Annotated in this window: 23 protein-coding genes; 13 read left to right on the top strand and 10 right to left on the bottom strand. The window is 64.1% G+C overall.

Features of this window, described 5'->3' with window-relative positions; all coding sequences use genetic code 11:
- Window positions 1-46: 46 nt before the first annotated feature.
- The 3 genes from LB516_RS24580 to LB516_RS24570 are packed head-to-tail and all read left to right on the top strand — an operon-like array spanning window position 47 to window position 2715.
- Window positions 47-1138, top strand: a complete 1092-nt coding sequence (locus LB516_RS24580) for a fatty acid desaturase family protein (RefSeq protein ID WP_140620604.1) — start codon at window positions 47-49, stop codon at window positions 1136-1138.
- A 27-nt stretch (window positions 1139-1165) separates the two neighbouring features.
- Complete coding sequence (locus tag LB516_RS24575; protein WP_015314574.1) at window positions 1166-1480, top strand: MocE family 2Fe-2S type ferredoxin; 315 nt, start codon at window positions 1166-1168, stop codon at window positions 1478-1480.
- 17 nt (window positions 1481-1497) lie between these two features.
- Window positions 1498-2715, top strand: coding sequence for an NAD(P)/FAD-dependent oxidoreductase (locus tag LB516_RS24570; protein ID WP_224720503.1), 1218 nt, complete (start codon window positions 1498-1500; stop codon window positions 2713-2715).
- Between the two features lie 232 nt (window positions 2716-2947).
- Here the strand turns inward: LB516_RS24570 and LB516_RS24565 are convergent, their stop codons facing one another.
- The 5 genes from LB516_RS24565 to hslV form a co-directional block, all read right to left on the bottom strand.
- Window positions 2948-3907, bottom strand: coding sequence for a DUF1402 family protein (locus tag LB516_RS24565; protein WP_015314576.1), 960 nt, complete (start codon window positions 3905-3907; stop codon window positions 2948-2950).
- A 170-nt stretch (window positions 3908-4077) separates the two neighbouring features.
- Window positions 4078-5388 carry an ATP-dependent protease ATPase subunit HslU gene (gene hslU / locus LB516_RS24560; RefSeq protein ID WP_015314577.1) on the bottom strand — a complete coding sequence of 437 codons (1311 nt, stop codon included), beginning with the start codon at window positions 5386-5388 and terminating at the stop codon, window positions 4078-4080.
- Between the two features lie 4 nt (window positions 5389-5392).
- Window positions 5393-5992 carry a DUF2585 domain-containing protein gene (locus LB516_RS24555; RefSeq protein WP_224720502.1) on the bottom strand — a complete coding sequence of 200 codons (600 nt, stop codon included), beginning with the start codon at window positions 5990-5992 and terminating at the stop codon, window positions 5393-5395.
- An 8-nt stretch (window positions 5993-6000) separates the two neighbouring features.
- Complete coding sequence (locus LB516_RS24550; RefSeq protein ID WP_140875915.1) at window positions 6001-6516, bottom strand: GNAT family N-acetyltransferase; 516 nt, start codon at window positions 6514-6516, stop codon at window positions 6001-6003.
- Between the two features lie 47 nt (window positions 6517-6563).
- The gene (gene hslV / locus LB516_RS24545) at window positions 6564-7115 is read right to left on the bottom strand and encodes an ATP-dependent protease subunit HslV (RefSeq protein ID WP_015314580.1); all 552 of its coding nucleotides are present in this window, start codon (window positions 7113-7115) and stop codon (window positions 6564-6566) included.
- A 232-nt stretch (window positions 7116-7347) separates the two neighbouring features.
- Between hslV and hisB the strand changes: the two genes are divergently transcribed.
- Genes hisB through coaA form a run of 9 tightly spaced genes read left to right on the top strand, consistent with a single transcriptional unit; the run spans window position 7348 to window position 13116 of the window.
- The gene (hisB, locus tag LB516_RS24540) at window positions 7348-7947 is read left to right on the top strand and encodes an imidazoleglycerol-phosphate dehydratase HisB (RefSeq protein ID WP_224720501.1); all 600 of its coding nucleotides are present in this window, start codon (window positions 7348-7350) and stop codon (window positions 7945-7947) included.
- Window positions 7948-7951: 4 nt separating this feature from the next.
- On the top strand, window positions 7952-8428 hold the full coding sequence (locus LB516_RS24535) for a DUF2628 domain-containing protein (protein WP_015314582.1): 477 nt from the start codon (window positions 7952-7954) through the stop codon (window positions 8426-8428).
- Between the two features lies 1 nt (window position 8429).
- Entirely contained in the window at window positions 8430-9080 is a 651-nt protein-coding gene (hisH, locus tag LB516_RS24530) for an imidazole glycerol phosphate synthase subunit HisH (protein ID WP_015314583.1), read from the top strand.
- 3 nt (window positions 9081-9083) lie between these two features.
- Window positions 9084-9374: a DUF1330 domain-containing protein gene (locus LB516_RS24525; RefSeq protein ID WP_140711852.1), complete on the top strand. Its 291-nt coding sequence runs from the start codon at window positions 9084-9086 to the stop codon at window positions 9372-9374.
- Window positions 9375-10124: a 1-(5-phosphoribosyl)-5-[(5-phosphoribosylamino)methylideneamino]imidazole-4-carboxamide isomerase gene (gene hisA, locus LB516_RS24520; RefSeq protein ID WP_224720500.1), complete on the top strand. Its 750-nt coding sequence runs from the start codon at window positions 9375-9377 to the stop codon at window positions 10122-10124.
- On the top strand, window positions 10121-10957 hold the full coding sequence (locus tag LB516_RS24515; protein ID WP_224642947.1) for an arginase family protein: 837 nt from the start codon (window positions 10121-10123) through the stop codon (window positions 10955-10957). The genes hisA and LB516_RS24515 overlap by 4 nt, the downstream gene beginning before the upstream one ends.
- Window positions 10954-11748 carry an imidazole glycerol phosphate synthase subunit HisF gene (hisF, locus tag LB516_RS24510; RefSeq protein WP_181177739.1) on the top strand — a complete coding sequence of 265 codons (795 nt, stop codon included), beginning with the start codon at window positions 10954-10956 and terminating at the stop codon, window positions 11746-11748. Before LB516_RS24515 ends, hisF begins: the two co-directional genes overlap by 4 nt.
- Before the next feature lie 60 nt (window positions 11749-11808).
- Window positions 11809-12132: a phosphoribosyl-ATP diphosphatase gene (locus LB516_RS24505; protein WP_224683084.1), complete on the top strand. Its 324-nt coding sequence runs from the start codon at window positions 11809-11811 to the stop codon at window positions 12130-12132.
- Between the two features lie 24 nt (window positions 12133-12156).
- The gene (coaA, locus tag LB516_RS24500; protein WP_140660227.1) at window positions 12157-13116 is read left to right on the top strand and encodes a type I pantothenate kinase; all 960 of its coding nucleotides are present in this window, start codon (window positions 12157-12159) and stop codon (window positions 13114-13116) included.
- 56 nt (window positions 13117-13172) lie between these two features.
- Here coaA and LB516_RS24495 read toward each other — a convergent pair whose 3' ends face one another.
- From LB516_RS24495 to LB516_RS24475, 5 genes are all read right to left on the bottom strand, one after another.
- Window positions 13173-14720, bottom strand: coding sequence for a DegQ family serine endoprotease (locus tag LB516_RS24495; protein WP_224597766.1), 1548 nt, complete (start codon window positions 14718-14720; stop codon window positions 13173-13175).
- A 186-nt stretch (window positions 14721-14906) separates the two neighbouring features.
- The gene (locus LB516_RS24490) at window positions 14907-15626 is read right to left on the bottom strand and encodes an MBL fold metallo-hydrolase (protein WP_140620608.1); all 720 of its coding nucleotides are present in this window, start codon (window positions 15624-15626) and stop codon (window positions 14907-14909) included.
- A gap of 51 nt (window positions 15627-15677) precedes the next feature.
- Window positions 15678-16844 (bottom strand): diphosphate--fructose-6-phosphate 1-phosphotransferase, encoded by a 1167-nt coding sequence (locus tag LB516_RS24485; protein WP_140620585.1) that lies wholly within the window; start codon window positions 16842-16844, stop codon window positions 15678-15680.
- 153 nt (window positions 16845-16997) lie between these two features.
- Window positions 16998-17765 carry a L,D-transpeptidase gene (locus LB516_RS24480; protein WP_140620583.1) on the bottom strand — a complete coding sequence of 256 codons (768 nt, stop codon included), beginning with the start codon at window positions 17763-17765 and terminating at the stop codon, window positions 16998-17000.
- A 63-nt stretch (window positions 17766-17828) separates the two neighbouring features.
- Window positions 17829-18098: a hypothetical protein gene (locus tag LB516_RS24475; RefSeq protein WP_140719350.1), complete on the bottom strand. Its 270-nt coding sequence runs from the start codon at window positions 18096-18098 to the stop codon at window positions 17829-17831.
- On the opposite strand from LB516_RS24475, the gene LB516_RS24470 reads away from it, so the two are divergent.
- Window positions 18097-18729, top strand: coding sequence for a LysE family translocator (locus LB516_RS24470; protein ID WP_224720499.1), 633 nt, complete (start codon window positions 18097-18099; stop codon window positions 18727-18729). The two genes, LB516_RS24475 and LB516_RS24470, sit on opposite strands and share 2 nt — an antisense overlap.
- Window positions 18730-18739: the final 10 nt, after the last annotated feature.

The following is an 18739-nucleotide window of genomic DNA, read 5'->3' as shown; positions in this document are numbered from 1 at the left end:
GCGGCGTTATTTCTGGGTATCGAGCCCGTTGCCTTGGGAGGCAATCATGACCGCAGCGCCGTCCCGGCGTGACTACAGCCTGATCGGCCGCGACGCCCGGCTTGCCGTCGAGAACGGCCTGTCGGCCGCCGAGTGGTATCACACCGACATTCCCCGCAAGCAGATGAAGGAGCTGATGCAGCGCTCCGATGGCCCGGCGATCCGCGACACCGCGATCTGGCTGACCGCCCTCATCGTCAGCGGCGCCGGCGGTGCCTGGTTCTGGGGCAGCTGGTGGTGCGTGCCGTTCTTCTTCGTCTATGGCGTGCTCTACGGCTCGTCGACCGATTCACGCTGGCACGAATGCGGCCATGGAACCGCGTTTCGCACGCAGTGGATGAATGACGCGGTCTATCAGATCGCCTGCTTCATGATCATGCGCAACCCGGTGACCTGGCGCTGGAGCCACACGCGCCATCACACCGACACCATCATCGTCGGCCGCGATCCCGAGATCTCGGTGATGCGGCCGCCGGACCTGGCGCGCCTCGTCCTCGGTTTTGTCGGCGTGCTCGACGCCTGGCACGCGATGTCGGACATGCTGCGCAACGCCGCAGGCAACATCAGCGCTGCGGAAAAAACCTTCATTCCCGAACAGGAGCAGCCCAAGGCGATCCATATTGCCCGCATCTGGACGGCGATCTATGCAGCGACTATCGCGCTGGCACTCTATACCGGGTCGTTCCTGCCCTTGATGCTGGTCGGCCTGCCCCGGCTCTACGGCGCCTGGCATCATGTGATGGTCGGCCTGCTGCAGCATGGCGGCCTTGCCGACAACGTCACCGATCATCGGCTGAACAGCCGTACCGTCTACATGAACCCGATCAGCCGCTTCATCTACTGGAACATGAATTACCATGTCGAGCATCACATGTTCCCGATGGTGCCCTACCATGCGCTGCCCAGGCTGCACGCGCTGATCAAGCACGATTTGCCGGCGCCGACGCCCTCGATCCTGGCCGGTTACCGCGAGATGATCCCGGCCTTCCGCCGCCAGCTGCGCAACGAGGATTATTTCCTCAAGCGCGAGCTGCCGCCGACCGCCAGGCCGTACCGCGAGGAATTCCACAACGACATCGTCGCCGCGGCGGCGGAATGACATCCGACAACTCCAGGGGAGGACTGAATGAGCGATTGGGTCGAGGCCTGTGCCGCCGGTGACATCGACGAAGAAGATGTGATGCGTTTCGATCATGGCGGGCGCACCTTCGCCATCTATCGCAGCCCGGACGACGACTATTTCGCCACCGACGGACTTTGCACGCATGAGAAGGTGCATCTCGCCGACGGGCTGGTGATGGACGACATCATCGAATGCCCCAAGCACAATGGCCGCTTCAACTACAAGACGGGCGCGGCCAGGGGCGCGCCGGTCTGCGTCAACCTCAGGACCTATCCGGTCAAGGTCGACGCCGGCAAAGTGCTGGTTCAGATCGGGTAAAGGGCATGGCGCCGGGAATGGTGATCATCGGGGCCGGCGAATGCGGCGGACGGGCAGCACTGACGCTGCGCGATCTCGGCTATGACGGGCCGGTGACGCTGGTCGGCGACGAGCCGCATCTGCCCTATGAGAGGCCACCTCTGTCCAAGGAGGCGATGGCCAGCGACGCGCCTGCAATCAAGGCGATCGCCAGCGACGAAATCCTGGCGGGAAAAGCGATCCGGCATATCCATTCCGTTCAGGCGATCGCGATCGATCGCGCGGCGCACACGGTGCGCCTGTCCGACGGCTCGGTGCTGCCCTACGACAAGCTGCTGCTGGCCACTGGCTCGACCCCACGCAAGCTGCCGATGCCTGGCCTTGGCGGGCGCTGCGTCTATCTCAGGACCTTCGCCGATGCGCTGGCCATCCGCGCTCATCTCAGCGCCGGCAATCGCATCGCCGTCATCGGCGGCGGCTTCATCGGCCTCGAGCTTGCCGCGGCGGCGCGCAAGCTCGGCGCAGATGTCACCGTCATCGAGGCGCAGTCGCGCATCCTGATGCGCGGCGTTCCGGCCGAGATCGCCGAAATCATCCATGACGCGCATGTCGCCGAGGGTGTCGACGTGATCTGCGGGGAAGGCATCTCCGCCATCGCCGACGACGGCAAGGAGGTGCGGGTGACGCTTGCCGGCGGGCGCGAGATCATTGCCGACCTCGCCGTGATCGGCATCGGCGCCGTGCCGGTGACCGGGCTGGCGGCGGAGGCCGGCCTGGCCATCGAAAACGGCATCGCGGTCGACGCAGAACTGCGCGGCAGCGATCCCGACATCTTCGCCGCCGGCGACTGCTGCTCGTTCCCGCTTGCCATCTATGGCGGCCGCCGCGTGCGGCTGGAAGCCTGGCGCAACGCGCAGGAACAGGGCGCACTGGCGGCGAAGAACATGCTGGGCGCCGGCGAGCCGCATGCCGCTGTGCCGTGGTTCTGGTCGGATCAGTATGGCCTGTCCCTGCAGATCGCGGGATTGTCCGACGAAGGCCGTAGCACCGTGCGCCGCGATCTCGGTGACGGCGCCTTCATCCTCTTTCATCTGGCCGAAGACGGCAGGCTGGTGGCGGCCAGCGGCATCGGCCCGGGCAATGCGGTGGCGCGCGACATCAGGCTGGCCGAGATGCTGATCGCGAAGCGGGCAAAACCGTCGGCGGACGCGCTGGGATCGCCTGAAGTCAAGCTGAAGGCGTTGCTGGCGGCATAGGGGTCGTGCACCTTGTGGATGTCGGCGCCGCCCCTCATCTGCCTGCCGGCATCTTCTCCCCGTAGAACGGGGAGAAGGGGGCTATGGCAACCTCGCCGCAATTCATGCACCGATTGGCGAAATCATTGATGACAGCGTCTTTCTCCCCGTCACTACACGGGGAGAAATGTCCGGCAGGACAATGAGGGGCGGCGCGGCTTTGGCAAATCAACGTCAGCGCGCCGGGTCCGCCCTAAAACAGCGCCTTCAGCTCCGGCAATTTGTCGTTGACCAGCCAGCCGTAATAATTCTCTTCCGGCAGCTTCTCCGGCTCGCCGGTGGCGCGGCGTTTTTCGTTTTCCGCCTTCAGCGCATAGGCGCGCTGTTCCGGATTGCCGACATTGTAGAGCGTGGCGGTCAGGCCCGGATTGCCCGAAATGTCGAAGCCGGCGATGCTCTTATAGGCGTCGATCGACTTCCTGATCGTCGCGGCGACGTAAGGAAGCGTCAGGTCCGGATCCATGATGGTCTTGTAGACCGAATTGGGATCGGAGACGTCGAGCTTCGGCAAGCCCGACACCTTGTGCACGAGATCGCTCATCTGCAGGGCGGTCAGCGGGTTGAGCTGGCCGAGGCCGAAGGTCTGGCCGGCATAATAGGGCTGGAAGAAGGTGGCGCCGAACCGGTTGTCGGGGAAATCCTCGCCGCCGACGGTCTTGCCGCGAAACGAGCGGTTCCAAACCTGTTCGCGGCATTCCCACAGATCGTAGCTGTCCGAAATCGCGGCGCACTTCCTGAATTCCGGCCGCTGCACGAAATCGCTGATGTCCTCGCCATCATAGGCGAAGGAGAGCTTGCTCGAGAGGTAGGAGATCGCCTTGACATAATAGGTCTGCAGCCGGTCATAGGCGTCGACATTGTAGGTGTGCTCGCCGACGATGGCGCCGACGATGTGCGTCGGGTCGATGCCATAGGCGCTTGCCGCCTTCTTGATCTTGCCGCGCAGGTCGGCGTCGTTCTGCAGCAAGGCATAGACCTTGCGATACTTCGCCTGGAAGCTGGTGTTGGTCGCCTGGGTGCGGCGACTGGAGGCGCCGGGAATGTCAGGCTGCTCGGCATTGCGGTTTCCCGGCGGCACCAATGTCGCCGCGTCGGCGGCGAACAGCGTCGCCGCCAGCGTCAAGCCGAGAATGACCAGGATGAGTTTTTTCATGCGCCGCCGCCTAGAGAATTGCCGCGCAAATTAGGTAAAGCACCTGGTCGAGTCGAGAGCGCCTCTTCATCCGGCGAGACGAAAGGTGGCCAGATGATACCATCTGGCCACACATGGCTCCTGCCGGAGTTGTTACTCGATGCCGCGCCGGACCGCTCCGGCATCTTCGTTCAGAGGATGAACCGCGACAGATCGGTGTTTCTGGAGAGGTCTCCGACATGCTTCTGGACATAGGCGGCGTCGATGGTGACGGCCGTGCCGTTGCGGTCGGGCGCATCATAGGAGATCTCGTCCAGCACCCGCTCCATCACCGTCTGCAGCCGCCGCGCGCCGATATTCTCGATGCTGGCGTTGAGGTCGACGGCGACGCCGGCCAGCGAATCGATGGCGTCGTCGGTGAAGGTCAGCTCGACGCCTTCGGTTTTCATCAGCGCGATGTACTGCTTGATCAGGCTGGCCTCCGTCTCGGTCAGGATGCGGACGAAATCGTCCTTCTCCAGTGCACGCAGTTCGACGCGGATCGGCAGGCGGCCCTGCAATTCCGGCAACAGGTCCGACGGCTTCGAGACGTGAAACGCGCCCGAGGCGATGAACAGGATATGGTCCGTCTTCAACGGCCCGTATTTGGTCGCCACCGTGGTGCCCTCGACCAGCGGCAGCAGGTCGCGCTGCACGCCTTCGCGCGACGGGCCGCCCGAAATGTCCGACCTGGCGGCAATCTTGTCGATCTCGTCGAGGAAGACGATGCCGTCATTTTCCGCTGCGTCCAGAGCCCGGCGCACCACCTCGTCCTGGTCGAGCAACTTGTCGGACTCGTCGCTGACCAGCAGGTCGTAGGATTCCTTCACCGTCGTCTTGCGCAGCTTGGTCTTCTTGCCGCCCATTGCCTTCGACAGCATGTCGTTGATGTTGAGCACGCCGATATTGGCGCCCGGCATGCCGGGAATTTCGAAGCCGGGCATGCCGCCATTGCCGGTGTCGGCCACCTCGATTTCGATTTCCTTGTCGTCGAGTTCGCCGTCGCGCAGCTTCTTGCGGAAACTATCGCGCGTCGCCGGGCTCGCCGTCTTGCCGACCAGCGCTTCCAGCACCCGTTCCTCGGCGTTGACATGGGCGCGTGCCTTCACGTCCTCGCGCATCTTTTCGCGCACCAGCCCGATGGCGATTTCGACCAGGTCACGGATGATCTGCTCGACGTCGCGGCCGACATAGCCGACTTCGGTGAACTTGGTCGCCTCGACCTTGACGAACGGCGCGCCGGCCAGCCGGGCCAGGCGGCGCGAGATCTCGGTCTTGCCGACGCCGGTCGGGCCGATCATCAGGATGTTCTTCGGCATCACCTCTTCGCGCATCTGGCCTTCGAGCTGCTGGCGGCGCCAGCGGTTGCGCAAGGCAATGGCCACGGCGCGCTTGGCGTCCTTCTGGCCGATGATGAAGCGGTCGAGTTCCGAAACGATTTCGCGGGGAGAAAATGTGCTCATATCACTAAATTCCACTTTGCCACTGCTTGATGGCCTCGAACGGATGCAGCAGCATGATCACGTTGAGTGTAAGATTGTCCCGGATAAGGTAGCCGGTACCCAGTTCGAAGAGGATGGCGAGGCTGACGATCACCCATATAGGTAGCCTTCGCGCCATCACAAATCCCAGCACCATGGCCAGTGTGTCGGACACCGAATTGATGATCGAGTCGCCGTAATAATCGAGCGAAATGGTGCCGGCGCGGTAGCGCTCGATGATGAACGGGCTGTTTTCGAGGATTTCCCAGCCGCCCTCGACGAGGACGGCGAATGCCAGCCGCAAGCCGATCGGCGAGCGCGGGAACAGGAACCGGGCCAGCGCATAGAACAGGAAGCCGTGGATGATGTGCGAGAAGGTGTACCAGTCCGAAATGTGCTGGGAATTCTCCGAACTGTTCACCACGCCATGCCACAGCTTGACATAGCCGCAGGTGCAGATCGGCGGATGGCCCATCAGATAGAGCGTGAGAGCCTGGGCGACGAGCAGGCCGGCGACGAGCAGCAGCCCCATCCGCCAGCTGTCCTCGTAGGCCGAAAGGCCCTTGTCCTCGCTGGATATGACCATGCCCTGGATTACCCCTCTTGCGCGTCTTCGGCATCGATCGCCATCAGCACGACGTCGCCATAGATCGACTGCCTGCGATCAATGGCCCGGAAACCCGCCTTTTCATAGGCGCGGATGGCCCTGAGATTGGCGGGGTCGGGATCGATGATGACACGCGGCACGCCTTCCTCGAACAGGTCTTCGACGAACTGACGCACGATGGCAGAGCCATGGCCGATGCCGATCAGTTCCGGCCGGCCGATCGAGACATCGATGCCCAGCGTGCCGAACGGCTGATCGGCATAGGGATGGCCGTCTTCCATATGCGGGTCATAGCTCTGCAGATAGGCGATCGGCTTTCCGTCGAGCTCAACGATCAGCGGCTCGACGGAAATCGAGTCTATGTGATCGGCAATCTCCGCGATTTCCGTCACGGGGTCGTCCCACCACTCTGCGACATGCGGCTCGGCGAGCCAGCCGGCGATCATCGGGAGATCCTTTTTGGTCACCGGCCGAAAATCGTAGCTACTTTCTCGTTTGACCATGATCTTTTCCGAAAACCGGTTCCCACCGTGCGGGGTCATGGTCTGCTTCAGGCCGCATCGAGCGTTTCGACGACGAAATTGTTGTTGGTGTAGACGCAGATGTCGGACGCGATCTGCATCGCCCTGCGGGCGATCTCCTCGGCATCCTTGTCGGTGTCCATCAGCGCGCGCGCCGCGGCCAGCGCGTAATTGCCGCCCGAACCGATGGCCATGACGCCATGTTCGGGTTCCAGCACATCGCCATTGCCGGTCAGCGCCAGCGAGACCGACTTGTCGGCGACCAGCATCATCGCCTCCAGCCGGCGCAGATAGCGGTCGGTGCGCCAGTCCTTGGCGAGCTCGACGCAGGCGCGCGTCAGTTGGTCGGGATATTGTTCGAGCTTGGCTTCGAGGCGTTCCAGCAGCGTGAAGGCGTCGGCGGTGGCGCCCGCGAAACCGGCAATCACATTGCCGCCCTTGCCGATGCGGCGGACCTTGCGGGCATTGCCCTTCATGATGGTCTGGCCCAGGCTGACCTGGCCGTCGCCGGCGATCACCACCTTGTTGCCCTTGCGCACGGTCACGATGGTCGTGGCGTGCATGGTCAATTCATTGGACATTTCTTGGCTCCGATTCGCACCATCCCTTCAAAAGGCGATTTGGCGCGGTACGAGTGACTTGATCGGCCATATGTATGCACGGGGCCAATGATTGCAAACCGCTCGATAGCGGCCGGGATCGCAACTGGCAATCGCCGGATCATGCTGCTAGAAGGCTCTCGTTTTCAAGCCAGCGAGCGCTTGAGACCCGTGAACCGGTCACGATCTGAACCACTGGCACAAGGATAGAGTGATGGCGCCTCGTTCCGCCGATGCAAGCCGCAAGACTGGGGAAACCGACATCTCCGTGTCGATCCATGTCGACGGCTCCGGCAAATCGGACATCGCCACCGGCGTCGGCTTCTTCGACCATATGCTGGACCAGCTTTCCCGCCATTCCTTGATCGACATGACCGTCAGGGCGACGGGCGACCTGCATATAGACGACCACCACACGGTCGAGGACACCGGCATCGCGCTCGGGCAGGCCCTGAGCAAGGCGCTGGGCGAGCGGCGCGGCATCATGCGCTACGCCTCGATCGACCTTGCCATGGACGAGACGCTGACGCGCGCGGCGATCGACGTGTCGGGCCGCCCCTTCCTGGTCTGGAACGTGTCGTTCTCGTCGCCCAAGATCGGCACCTTCGACACCGAACTGGTGCGCGAATTCTTCCAGGCGCTGGCGCAGAACGCCGGCATCACGCTGCATGTCACCAACCATTATGGCGCCAACAACCATCATATCGCCGAGACCTGCTTCAAGGCGGTGGCGCGCGCGCTGCGCGCCGCGCTCGAGCGCGATCCGCGCCAGCCTGACGCGGTTCCCTCCACCAAGGGTTCTTTGAAGGGATAGCCTCATGACCGCCTATGTCGTGATGGAGCCGCCTGGCCGCAGCGAGAAAGTCGACACGACAACCTTAGTCCGCGACGGCTTCACCTGGCTCGGCCTGCTTGTGCCGCCGCTGTGGCTTGCCTGGCACCGGATGTGGGTCGAAGCGGCGCTCGCCTTTGTCGTCATGGGCGTGCTGTCGATGCTTGGCGAGAGACTTGGGCTCGGTGTGGCCGGCTCGCTTTTGTCGCTGCTCGTCTCGCTCTATGTCGGACTGGAAGGACAGGGCTTGCGCATCGCGGCACTGCGCCGCCGCGGTTGGCATGAGTGGGGCGTCGTCGAGGCCGGCTGGCTCGCCGACGCCGACATGCGCTATGCCCTTGAGGTCGAAGGGCTTTCGGATGAAGCGGCACCCGCGCCGCGCATCGTCCCAGATGCCGCTTTGGCGCGCCCGGCACAGCCAGGCATGGCGCTGGGGCTGACCCACATTCCGGGACGGCGCTGAGATGCGGGTTGCGATCATCGATTACGGTTCGGGCAATCTGCGCTCGGCCACCAAGGCCTTCGAGCGCGCCGCGCGCGAGGCCGGCATCGCGGCCGAGATCGACCTGACGGCCGATGCCGACCGGGTGCGCACCGCGGACCGCATCGTCCTGCCCGGCGTCGGCGCTTACGCCGATTGCGCGGCCGGCCTGCGTGCCGTGGACGGCATGTGGGAGGCGGTCGAGGACGTCGCCATCGCCAAGGGCCGGCCTTTCCTGGGAATTTGCGTCGGCATGCAGCTGATGTCCGAGCGCGGCCTCGAAAAGACCGTCACCAACGGGTTCGGCTGGATATCGGGCGACGTCAAGGAGATCACGCCTTCCGATCCGGCGCTGAAGATCCCGCAGATCGGCTGGAACACGATCGAATTGAGGCATAAGCACCCATTGTTCTCCGGCATTCCGACCGGCGCGGCGGGACTGCATGCCTATTTCGTCCACTCCTACCATCTCGACGCAAAAAAACCGGACGAGATCCTCGCGGTCGCCGACTATGGGGGCCCGGTGACGGCCACGGTCGCCCGTGACAATCTCGCTGGCACGCAGTTCCATCCTGAGAAGAGCCAGGCGCTGGGCCTGGCGCTGATCACCAATTTCCTGCGCTGGAGGCCCTGAACCATGGGCAAGAAGGGCTATTGGCTGGTAATGCTGACGGTGACAGACCCGGAAGGATATCAGCGTTACCGCGACGCCATCGGCGACGCGGTTTCGTCTTTCGGAGGCCGCTATCTCGTGCGCGGCGGACAAGTGACCAATCCCGAAGGGTCGGAATTTGGCAGGCAGGTGGTGGTCGAGTTCGACTCTTATGAAACCGCGCTCAGCTGCTATCGATCGCCAGCCTACCAGACAGCGTTGCAGAACAGGCTGGCGGCTTCGACCGGACATTTCGCGATCGTCGAGGGTGCCTGAGTGATCCTGTTTCCAGCCATCGACCTCAAGGACGGCCAATGCGTGCGGCTGAAGCACGGCGATATGGCGACCGCGACGATCTACAATGACGACCCCGCCGCGCAGGCAAAAGCCTTTGAAGGGCAGGGCTTCGAGTGGCTGCATGTCGTCGACCTCAACGGCGCCTTCCAGGGCCAGAGCGTCAACAGCGCCGCGGTAGGGGCCATCCTGAAGGCGACGAAGAACCCGGTGCAGCTCGGCGGCGGCATTCGCACGCTGGAGCAGATCGAGGACTGGCTCGACCGTGGGCTGGCCCGCGTCATCCTCGGCACGGTGGCGGTGCGCGATCCCGATCTGGTCAGGCAGGCCTGCAAGGCATTTCCGGGCAAGGTCGCGGTCGGCATCGATGCCAAGGGCGGCAAGGTAGCGGTCGAAGGCTGGGCCGAAGCCTCGAGCCTCGGCGTCATCGAACTGGCCAGGAAATTCGAGGGCGCCGGCGTCGCCGCCATCATCTATACCGACATCGACCGCGACGGCGTGCTGACCGGCATCAACTGGGACGCCACCATCGACCTTGCCGACGCCGTGTCGATCCCGGTCATCGCCTCGGGCGGACTGGCCTCGATCGCCGACATCGTGCGCATGACCATGCCCGATGCGAGAAAACTCGAAGGCGCGATCTCGGGCCGTGCCCTCTATGACGGCCGCATCGATCCCACAGAGGCGCTGGCGATCCTGCGGGGCCGGCCGGCGATGGAGGCGCGGTCGTGAAAGTTTCGCTCATCCTGGCCTCCTATGACAGCGGCCACTATCATGGCGGCATGGGCCAGGGGCCCGACGCGCTGATATCGGGCGGGCTTGTCGATGCCCTGACCCTTGCCGGCCACGACGTCACGGTCGAGGATATCGGCAGGGTCGGCGACGGCCAGGAGCGCGAGATCGCCACGGGTTTTGCCGTCTGCAACGCCGTCTCGGGCGAGGTCCGCATGGCCCGCGACAGGGGCCGGTTTCCCATCGTGCTGGCCGGAAACTGCCTGACTTCAGCCGGCGCGGTCGCCGGCGAAGGCGCCGACGCGATCATCTGGGCAGACCAGCATGGCGACCTCAACACGCCCGAGACGTCCGTCTACGGCTTTCTCGACGGCATGGCGCTGTCGACGGTGCTCGGCCTGTGCTGGCGTCCGATGGCGGCCGCCATTCCCGGCTTCAGGCCGATCGATCCCGCGCGCTGCGTGCTCGTCAACGCCCGCGATCTCGATCCGGCGGAGGAAGAACTACTCGAAACATTGCCTGTCATCCGGACGGAATGTCCAGGCGTGGCGCAAGCGACGGAAAAACTGAAGGCCGCCGGCGCCAACAGCGTGCACATGCATCTCGATCTCGACGTGCACGATCCCAAGGCGCTGCAGGCCAACCGTTACGTCACATCAGGCGGACCGAACCCGGAGCAGCTGCGCGACGCGGCCTGCGCCATGGCGCTTGCGGTACCGGTCGTCGGCATCACCGTTTCCGCTTACGATCCGGCCTTCGATGCCCAGGCCGATGTGCCGCCGCTGGTCGGCCAGCTGCTCAACGATCTGCTTGCCACGATAGAGGGCCGCTGATGCTGAAGGCCCGCGTCATCCCTTGCCTCGACGTCAAGGACGGCCGTGTCGTCAAGGGCGTCAATTTCGTCGACCTCATCGACGCCGGCGATCCGGTGGAGGCCGCCAAGGCCTATGATGCCGCCGGCGCCGACGAGCTTTGCTTTCTCGACATCACCGCTTCGTCGGACAATCGCGAGACCATCTTCGACGTCATCGCCCGCACCGCGGAACAATGCTTTATGCCGCTGACCGTCGGCGGCGGCGTGCGCCAGGTGGCCGACATCCGAAGATTGCTGCTGGCGGGGGCCGACAAGGTCTCGATCAACACGGCGGCGGTGAAGAACCCGGATTTCGTCGCCGAAGCCGCCGACAAGTTCGGCAACCAATGCGTCGTCGTCGCCATCGACGCCAAGAAAATCTCCGGCCCCGGCGAGGCCGACCGCTGGGAGATCTTCACCCATGGCGGGCGCGAGAAGACCGGCATCGACGCCGTGGAATTCGCGCGGAAAATGGTCGATCGCGGCGCCGGCGAGATCCTGTTGACCTCGATGGACCGCGACGGCACCAAGGCCGGCTACGACATCGCGCTGACCCGCGCGGTGTCGGACGCGGTGCGCGCGCCGGTCATCGCTTCGGGTGGCGTCGGCACGCTCGACCACATGGTCGAAGGCATTCGCGACGGCCATGCGGGTGCTGTGCTGGCGGCGTCCATCTTCCATTTCGGCACCTACACCATCGCCGAAGCCAAGGCGCATATGGCCAAGGCCGGCCTGCCGATGCGGCTGGACTCGCTGGGCAACAGGTCCTAGAGCATGCTCCCGAAGCCGGCTTTCGGGAAAAACCCGGTTTAAACAAGAAGATAGATCGACATGGCCGAGTTTTCGCTCTCCTACCTGGAAAAAATCGTCAGCGACCGCGCCCATTCCGGCGATCCGGATTCGTGGACGGCCAAGCTTTACGCCCGGGGCATCGACAAGGCGGCGCAGAAACTCGGCGAGGAGGCGGTCGAGACCGTGATCGCCGCCGTCAAGGGCGACAAACAGGGCCTCGTTTCCGAAAGCGCCGATCTTATATATCATTGGCTTGTCGTTCTCGGCATCTCGGGTGTCCCGTTGAACGACGTGCTCAAGGAGCTCGAAGCCCGTACCGGGCGTTCGGGCATCGCCGAGAAGGCGTCGCGGCCCAAGGGCTGATCGGGAGGAAGGGCAGGTATCTCGATGGATCAGCTCGCGCCAACCGAGAAATATTCTCCGTTTCGCTTCTTCTCAGCCGAGCAATGGTCGCGGTTCCGAGCCGATACGCCGCTGACGCTGAGCGAGGACGAGTTCCGCCGCCTGCGTTCGCTCAACGACCCGGTCGACCTCGAAGAGGTCAAGCGCATCTATCTGTCCTTGTCGCGGCTTTTGTCGGCGCATGTCGAGGCGAGCCAGCTTCTGTTCCGGCAGCGCCAGGCCTTCTTCAACGCCGCCGACGTGGCCAAGACGCCGTTCATCATCGGCATTGCCGGTTCTGTCGCGGTCGGCAAATCGACCACGGCGCGCGTGCTGAAGGAATTGCTGGCGCGATGGCCGTCGAGCCCCAAGGTCGACCTCATCACCACGGACGGCTTCCTGCTGCCCAACGAGGTGCTGCGCCGCGAAAACCTGATGGAGCGCAAGGGTTTCCCCGACAGCTACGATGTCGGCGCGCTGCTGCGTTTCCTCTCAGGCATCAAGTCGGCGTTGCCCGATGTCCGCGCGCCGGTCTATTCGCACCTTACCTATGACGTCATCCCCGGCGAGTTCGTGACCATCGACCGGCCCGACATCCTGATCTTCGAAGGCATCAACGTGCTGCAGCCGGGCAAGCTGCCGCAGGACGGCAAGATCGTGCCCTTCCTGTCGGACTTCTTCGACTTCGCCATCTACATCGATGCCGACGAGAAGCTGATCCACAATTGGTATATTTCCCGCTTCATGCGGCTGCGCGAAACCGCCTTCCGCGATCCGGACTCCTTCTTCCACCGCTATTCGCAGCTGTCGGAGGATGCGGCCAAGGCGATCGCCGAGGGCCTGTGGACCAACATCAACCTGAAGAACCTGCGCGAAAACATCCTGCCGACGCGTGCCCGCGCCGACTTGATCCTGCGCAAGGGCGCCGACCACCTGATCGAGGAGGTGGCGCTGCGCAAGTTGTAGCCGATAGACTGGGCGTGGCGGGCGCTCCACAAGCCCGCCCCGCCGCTGTTTATGTGTCAGCCATTGGCGAACGGCACGGCGACATAGATCTGGGTGTCGCCGCGCTCCACCAGAAGCAGCACCGATTTGCGTCCGGATTTGCCGGCTTGGGCAATCGCTTGGGTCACCTGCCTGGCGCTCTTCACCGGAGCCTGGTTGACGGCGACGATGACATCTCCCGGCTGGATGCCGGCAGTCGCTGCCGGCTTGTCGGGATTGACGCTCGCAACCACCGCGCCGTGCTCGTTCTCGGGGAGGTTCATCTGCTGGCGGATGTCCGGCGTGATATCCATCAAGCCGAGGCCGACGGCCGGCACGCGGGAACCCTGCCCGGTGCCCGGCGCGCTCGAGTCATCCGTCGATGCCGTTTTCACATCGTCGCTGTTGCGCCCGACCTCCACCGAGATCTGCATGGCCTTGCCCTTGCGCCAGACATCCAGTCTCTCCTTGGCACCCGGCGCGACGTCGGCGACGGCTCGTGACAGGTCCTTGGGATCCTTGACGTCCTGGCCAGCGAAGCCGGTGATGACGTCGCCGGTCTCTACGCCGGCCTTGGCCGCGGGCGAGCCGTCATTGACCTGCGAGACCAAGGCACCGCTGGGACGGTCCAGCCCGATGGCGCTTGCCACATCCGGGGTGACGGGCTGGATCTCGACGCCGAGATAGCCGTATTCGATGTTGCCGCCCTTCATCAGCTTGGCGACCACCTTCTCGGCCTGGTCCGACGGAATGGCGAAACCGACACCGACGCTGCCGCCATTGGGCGAATAGATCGCCGTGTTGATGCCGACGACATTGCCATTGACGTCCACCAGCGGGCCGCCGGAATTGCCGTGATTGATCGGCGCGTCGATCTGGATGAAATCGTCGAACGGCCCGCTATGCAGGTCGCGGCCACGCGCCGAGACGATACCGGCTGTTACCGTGGTGCCGATGCCGAACGGATTGCCGATCGCCAGCACCTGGTCGCCTGTCATGAGCTTGTCGGAGTCGCCCCACTTCACGGTTGGCAACGACTTGCCGGCGTTGATCTTCAGCACGGCGAGGTCGTTCTTGGCATCGTGACCGACCAGCTTGGCCGGGAGCTCCGTGCCGTCGTCGAGCGTGACCTTTATCGAGGAAGCGCCGTCGACGACATGGTTGTTGGTGACGATGGTGCCGTCGGCACCGACGATGAAGCCCGAACCGAGCGCTTCGGCCCGCGGCAACCGCTGTTGCGGAGGCGTCTTGGGAGCGGGCATGCCCTGATCGCCGAAGAACTGGCGGAAATAATCGTCGAAGGGCGAGGCGCCATCGAAGGGCGACGCTTCGTTCATGGCTTCCGGCTGTCCTTTCATGACCGTGGTCACGGTCACGACGGCCGGCTTGGTCGTGGCCACGATCGGCGCCAACGAACCGCTCGGGGCCGTGGTCCCGGCAACGGGGGTCTGCGTCGTTGCAACCGTGTTGCCCGTGCCGACGCCGTTCGCGCTGTCGGCGAATGAGACGACAAAGGGAGAAACCAGCAGCGCGGCGCCCAGCAGGGCGGCGATGCGATGCCTACGAAGAATGCTCAGGTTTGACATGGTCGTTCTGTCCGGGCGAGGGGTTGATCCGCGCCGTGGGTCTTCCTGGGAGAAGTGCCCGTCAGCGTGCCGACGGCCCGGGTTGCCTGCCTCGCCACGCATGGCAGCCGGCCGGATCGACAACAACTATCTAGGGCGCCGATCTGCGCGATTTAGGGTTTTAGCCCGACCTTACGAAGATTTAATTCAGAGTGCGCTTACGGATCGCAGATAGGCCGACGCGATTTCGCGCATGCGCCCGCCGTCGAAGCTCGGGCCGTGGCCGCCATGGCCGATCCTGATCGGCAGGTCGAGCAGCCGGCGCATCGTGTTGCGATAGGCCTCCCGGTCGGAATCCGGCAAATCGTCGATCAGCGTGTCGTCATAGATGGCGTCGCCGCTGAAAAACAGGCCGTCGGTCTCATCGAAAAGCGCGATCGAATCCGGCGAATGTCCGGGGAGATGCAGCACCCGAAACCGGCGGTCGCCTAGATCGACCACGTCGCCTTCGTCGAGCATACGCGTCAACGGTGCCGGCGCTATCGCATAGTCGGCCGACTTCCAGCCAGGCGCCGGCAATTTCGAAACGGCGCCCTCGAGATCGTGGAACATGTAGGCGTAAGTCGCGGCCTCATCCATGCTCTCGAATTGCGCTGCGCTCATCCTTGGCCCGGCCCGCAGCGGAAATTCGTGCAGCGAGCCGACATGGTCGAGGTGAATATGGGTGGCGACGACCAGAAGCGGCTTGCCTTCGGCCGTCTTTATCTCCGGCGCCAGCGGACAGATGCCCATCCCGGTGTCGACCAGAAGGTCGGCGTCGCGGCCGGTGAAATGCCAGATATTGGCGCGCACATAGTCGTGCACGAACGGCTCGGTCAGCATCGTCGTCCTGCCGTCGACGATGCGCCTGGAGAACCAGTTATCCATCAGGATGAGCCTGGGCATCAAGTGTGAGCCGGGCATCAAGCGAACCCGGCATCAGACGAACGGCTTTCCGACCTTGTATTTTTCCGGCACCAGCCGCTTGAGATAGGCCATGCCGGCCTCGGACAGCTGGTTGGCGTCGGGCTTCATGAAATCGTCGGGCATGTGACGGGTCTTGCCGGCGACGTTCTTCAGCGGCACCTTCTTCAGCACTATCTTGCTGCCATCATATTGCAACGCCACCGAGCCGCCGCCCTGTTCGGCGACGCCGACGGCAAAGGCGCCGGCATCGAAGGCCTCCTGCGCATCGACCGGGCTGATGGAGCCGACATAACCGCGCGGCATGTAGCCGAGTGCGTCGACGCGGGCACGCTTGCCCGGCAGCCCCTCGGCCAATGCCCGTTCGAGCGCCGCCGGCAGGTCGCTGCCCGAGAGTTTCACGTTGCCGTGCTGGTCGCGCTCGAGCTTGTCCGCCGGCACCAGGCTTTCGACCAGTGCCTTGCCGTCGGCGGTGCTGACGCCTTCCGACACGGCGACGATGCAGCGCTTGTGGCGGTCGAGGGTGGCGCGCACGTCGTCGATGAAACCGGCGGCGGAGAACGGCCGCTCCGGGACGTAGACCAGATGCGGGCCGCTGTCGGAATCGAGCTGCCAGGCCGCCGACGCCGCGGTCAGGAAGCCGGCATGGCGGCCCATGACGATGCCGACATAGATGCCGGGAAGTGCGCGGAAATCGAGATCGACGGACAGGAAGGCGCCAGCGACGAATTCGGCCGCGGACATGAAGCCCGGCGTATGGTCGTTTTCCTCGAGATCGTTGTCGATGGTCTTCGGCGCATGGACGAAAGCGATCTTGCCGCCGGCGGCATCGGTCAGGATCTGCTGCGTGCCCGAGGTGTCGTTGCCGCCGATATAGATGAAAGCGTCGGCGCCCGCCTTCTGCAGGCCCTTCAGGATGACCTCGCAATAGGCGGCATCCGGCTTGTCGCGCGTCGACCCGAGGGCGGCGCTCGGCGTTCCGGCGATCAGCCGCAGCCGGTCCTCCGGGATCGCGGAGAGGTCGACATAGTTGCCGTCACGGATGCCGCGCACGCCGTGCAGGGAGCCCAGCACCTTGGCGCCGGGATGGCGCCTGCGGATCTCCAGCGTGGCGCCCACGACTGTCTGGTTGATGACGGCGGTCGGGCCGCCGCCCTGCGCGATAACGAAAGTTCCGGCCATGCTTGATGTCTCCCTGGAGCATGACGCCGAAAGAGGCGGATTCGGATTTCAGATCGAACGGACCTGAAATCATCCGGCTCTAGGCGATGGTTTTCAGGTCACCTTGGCCTGTCTTGCCGCATCGCGCAACGGGAGAAACGGAGGGCTGGACGATCACATGACGACGACGGGGTTTTTCTTCGAAACCCGGCTGTAGAGGTCGATAATGTCCTGGTTGATCAAGCGCACGCAGCCCGACGACATCGCCTGGCCGATGCTCCACCATTCCGGCGAGCCATGGATGCGGTAGCCGGTGTCCTTGCCGTCCTGGTAGATGTAGAGCGCACGCGCCCCGAGGGGATTGGTCAGGCCGCCGGGCTGGCCGCCCTGCCACTTCACCAGTTCCGGCTTGCGCTGGATCATTTCGGGCGGCGGCGTCCAGGTCGGCCACTCCCTGCCGTACTGGATGTTGGCGCGGCCGGACCAGCGGAAACCGTCCTTGCCGATGCCGACGCCGTAGCGGATGGCGTCGCCACCCGGCTGGACGAGATAGAGCATGCGTTCCTTGAGATGCACGACGATGGTGCCGGGCGCCTCGCCGGTCGTATCGACGACGATCTGGCGACGGAACTCCGGCTTGACCTTGAGATAGGGCACCTCGGGCACGTTGAAGCCGTTATCCGTCAAGGAGGCATACATGACGTCGGGGCTGGTGATGTTCTTGTCGACGCTGATCGAGGGCCGGATCGGCACCGAACCGGTGACCGTATCGTCGAGCTGCAGCGCCGGCAGATCGCCACCACCCGAGGTCGAGCAGCCGGCGACGCCGAGCAATGCCAAAGCGCCCGCCCCGGACAGGACGGCGCGGCGGGAAAGAAGAAGATCGGTTTCGACTGCGTCGCCGTTTCGTGGCGGCGTCGGACCTTGCGGCAACTCACGCATATACCAAACCCTACGCTGTCGGCGGGAAGCACGGTCCGGCCGGATAGTGGGCATTTTCATCATTCATGGTTGATAAAGCGTGAATGCCTTGCGCTGCTTGCGTTTGCGCCTTGCCGAGGCGCCGCTCCGCCCTCCCGCGCGGTCGCCATTAAACATCTGCAAGACGTTGAAACCGTCATCAAGCTTTTTGCCGCTGGCGCAATTGACGTCGCGGTGCCGTAAGAGTCGTGCCGGTTGCCCGGCCGGAATACGCAAAAACAAGGATTCGGCCCCTTTACATTCTTCGGGAGCCAAGGATTTATCCTCTTCTTTGAGCTCAAGGGAGACGAGCATGTCCTTCGAAAACTGGGCCGCCTTCACTGCCGCGTCGACCATCCTCCTCATCATCCCGGGCCCGACAATCCTTCTGGTCGTCTCCTATGCGCTGGGCCAGGGCTGGCGCACCGCTTTGCCGATGGCCGTCGGCGTGGCGCTCGGCGACTTCACCGCCATGACCTTGTCGATGCTGGGCATCGGCGCGCTGCTTGCCGCTTCGGCTGGTGTTTTCACCATCCTGAAACTGATCGGCGCCGGCTATCTGATTTATCTCGGCGTGAAACTGTTCCGCGCCGGCGGCACGCTGAAGGCTGAACCACGCACCGACGCGGTGTCGTCGGCCAAGATGATGGCGCATGCCTGGCTGGTCACCGCGCTCAACCCGAAAAGCATCACCTTCTTCGTCGCCTTCCTGCCGCAGTTCCTCGACCGGCACGCCGACTTCCGGACGCAGATGCTGATCTTCGAGACGACCTTCCTGGCGCTCGCCTTCGCCAACGCCTTCGGTTACGCGGTGATCGCGGCACGCGCCCGCAACGTGGTGCGCAATCCCAAGGCGATCCGCATCTTCAACCGCACCGGCGGCACGCTCCTGGTCGGCGCCGGCATCGCCACGGTGGCGATGCGTTCCCGGCAATTGATGTCCTGACGCGGGTGAG

Source organism: Mesorhizobium sp. CO1-1-7, from assembly GCF_020164885.1.
Classification (GTDB): Bacteria; Pseudomonadota; Alphaproteobacteria; order Rhizobiales; family Rhizobiaceae; genus Mesorhizobium; species Mesorhizobium australicum.
The sequence above is the reverse complement of the archived record's forward strand: the minus strand, read 5'-3'. Positions and strand labels throughout refer to the sequence as shown.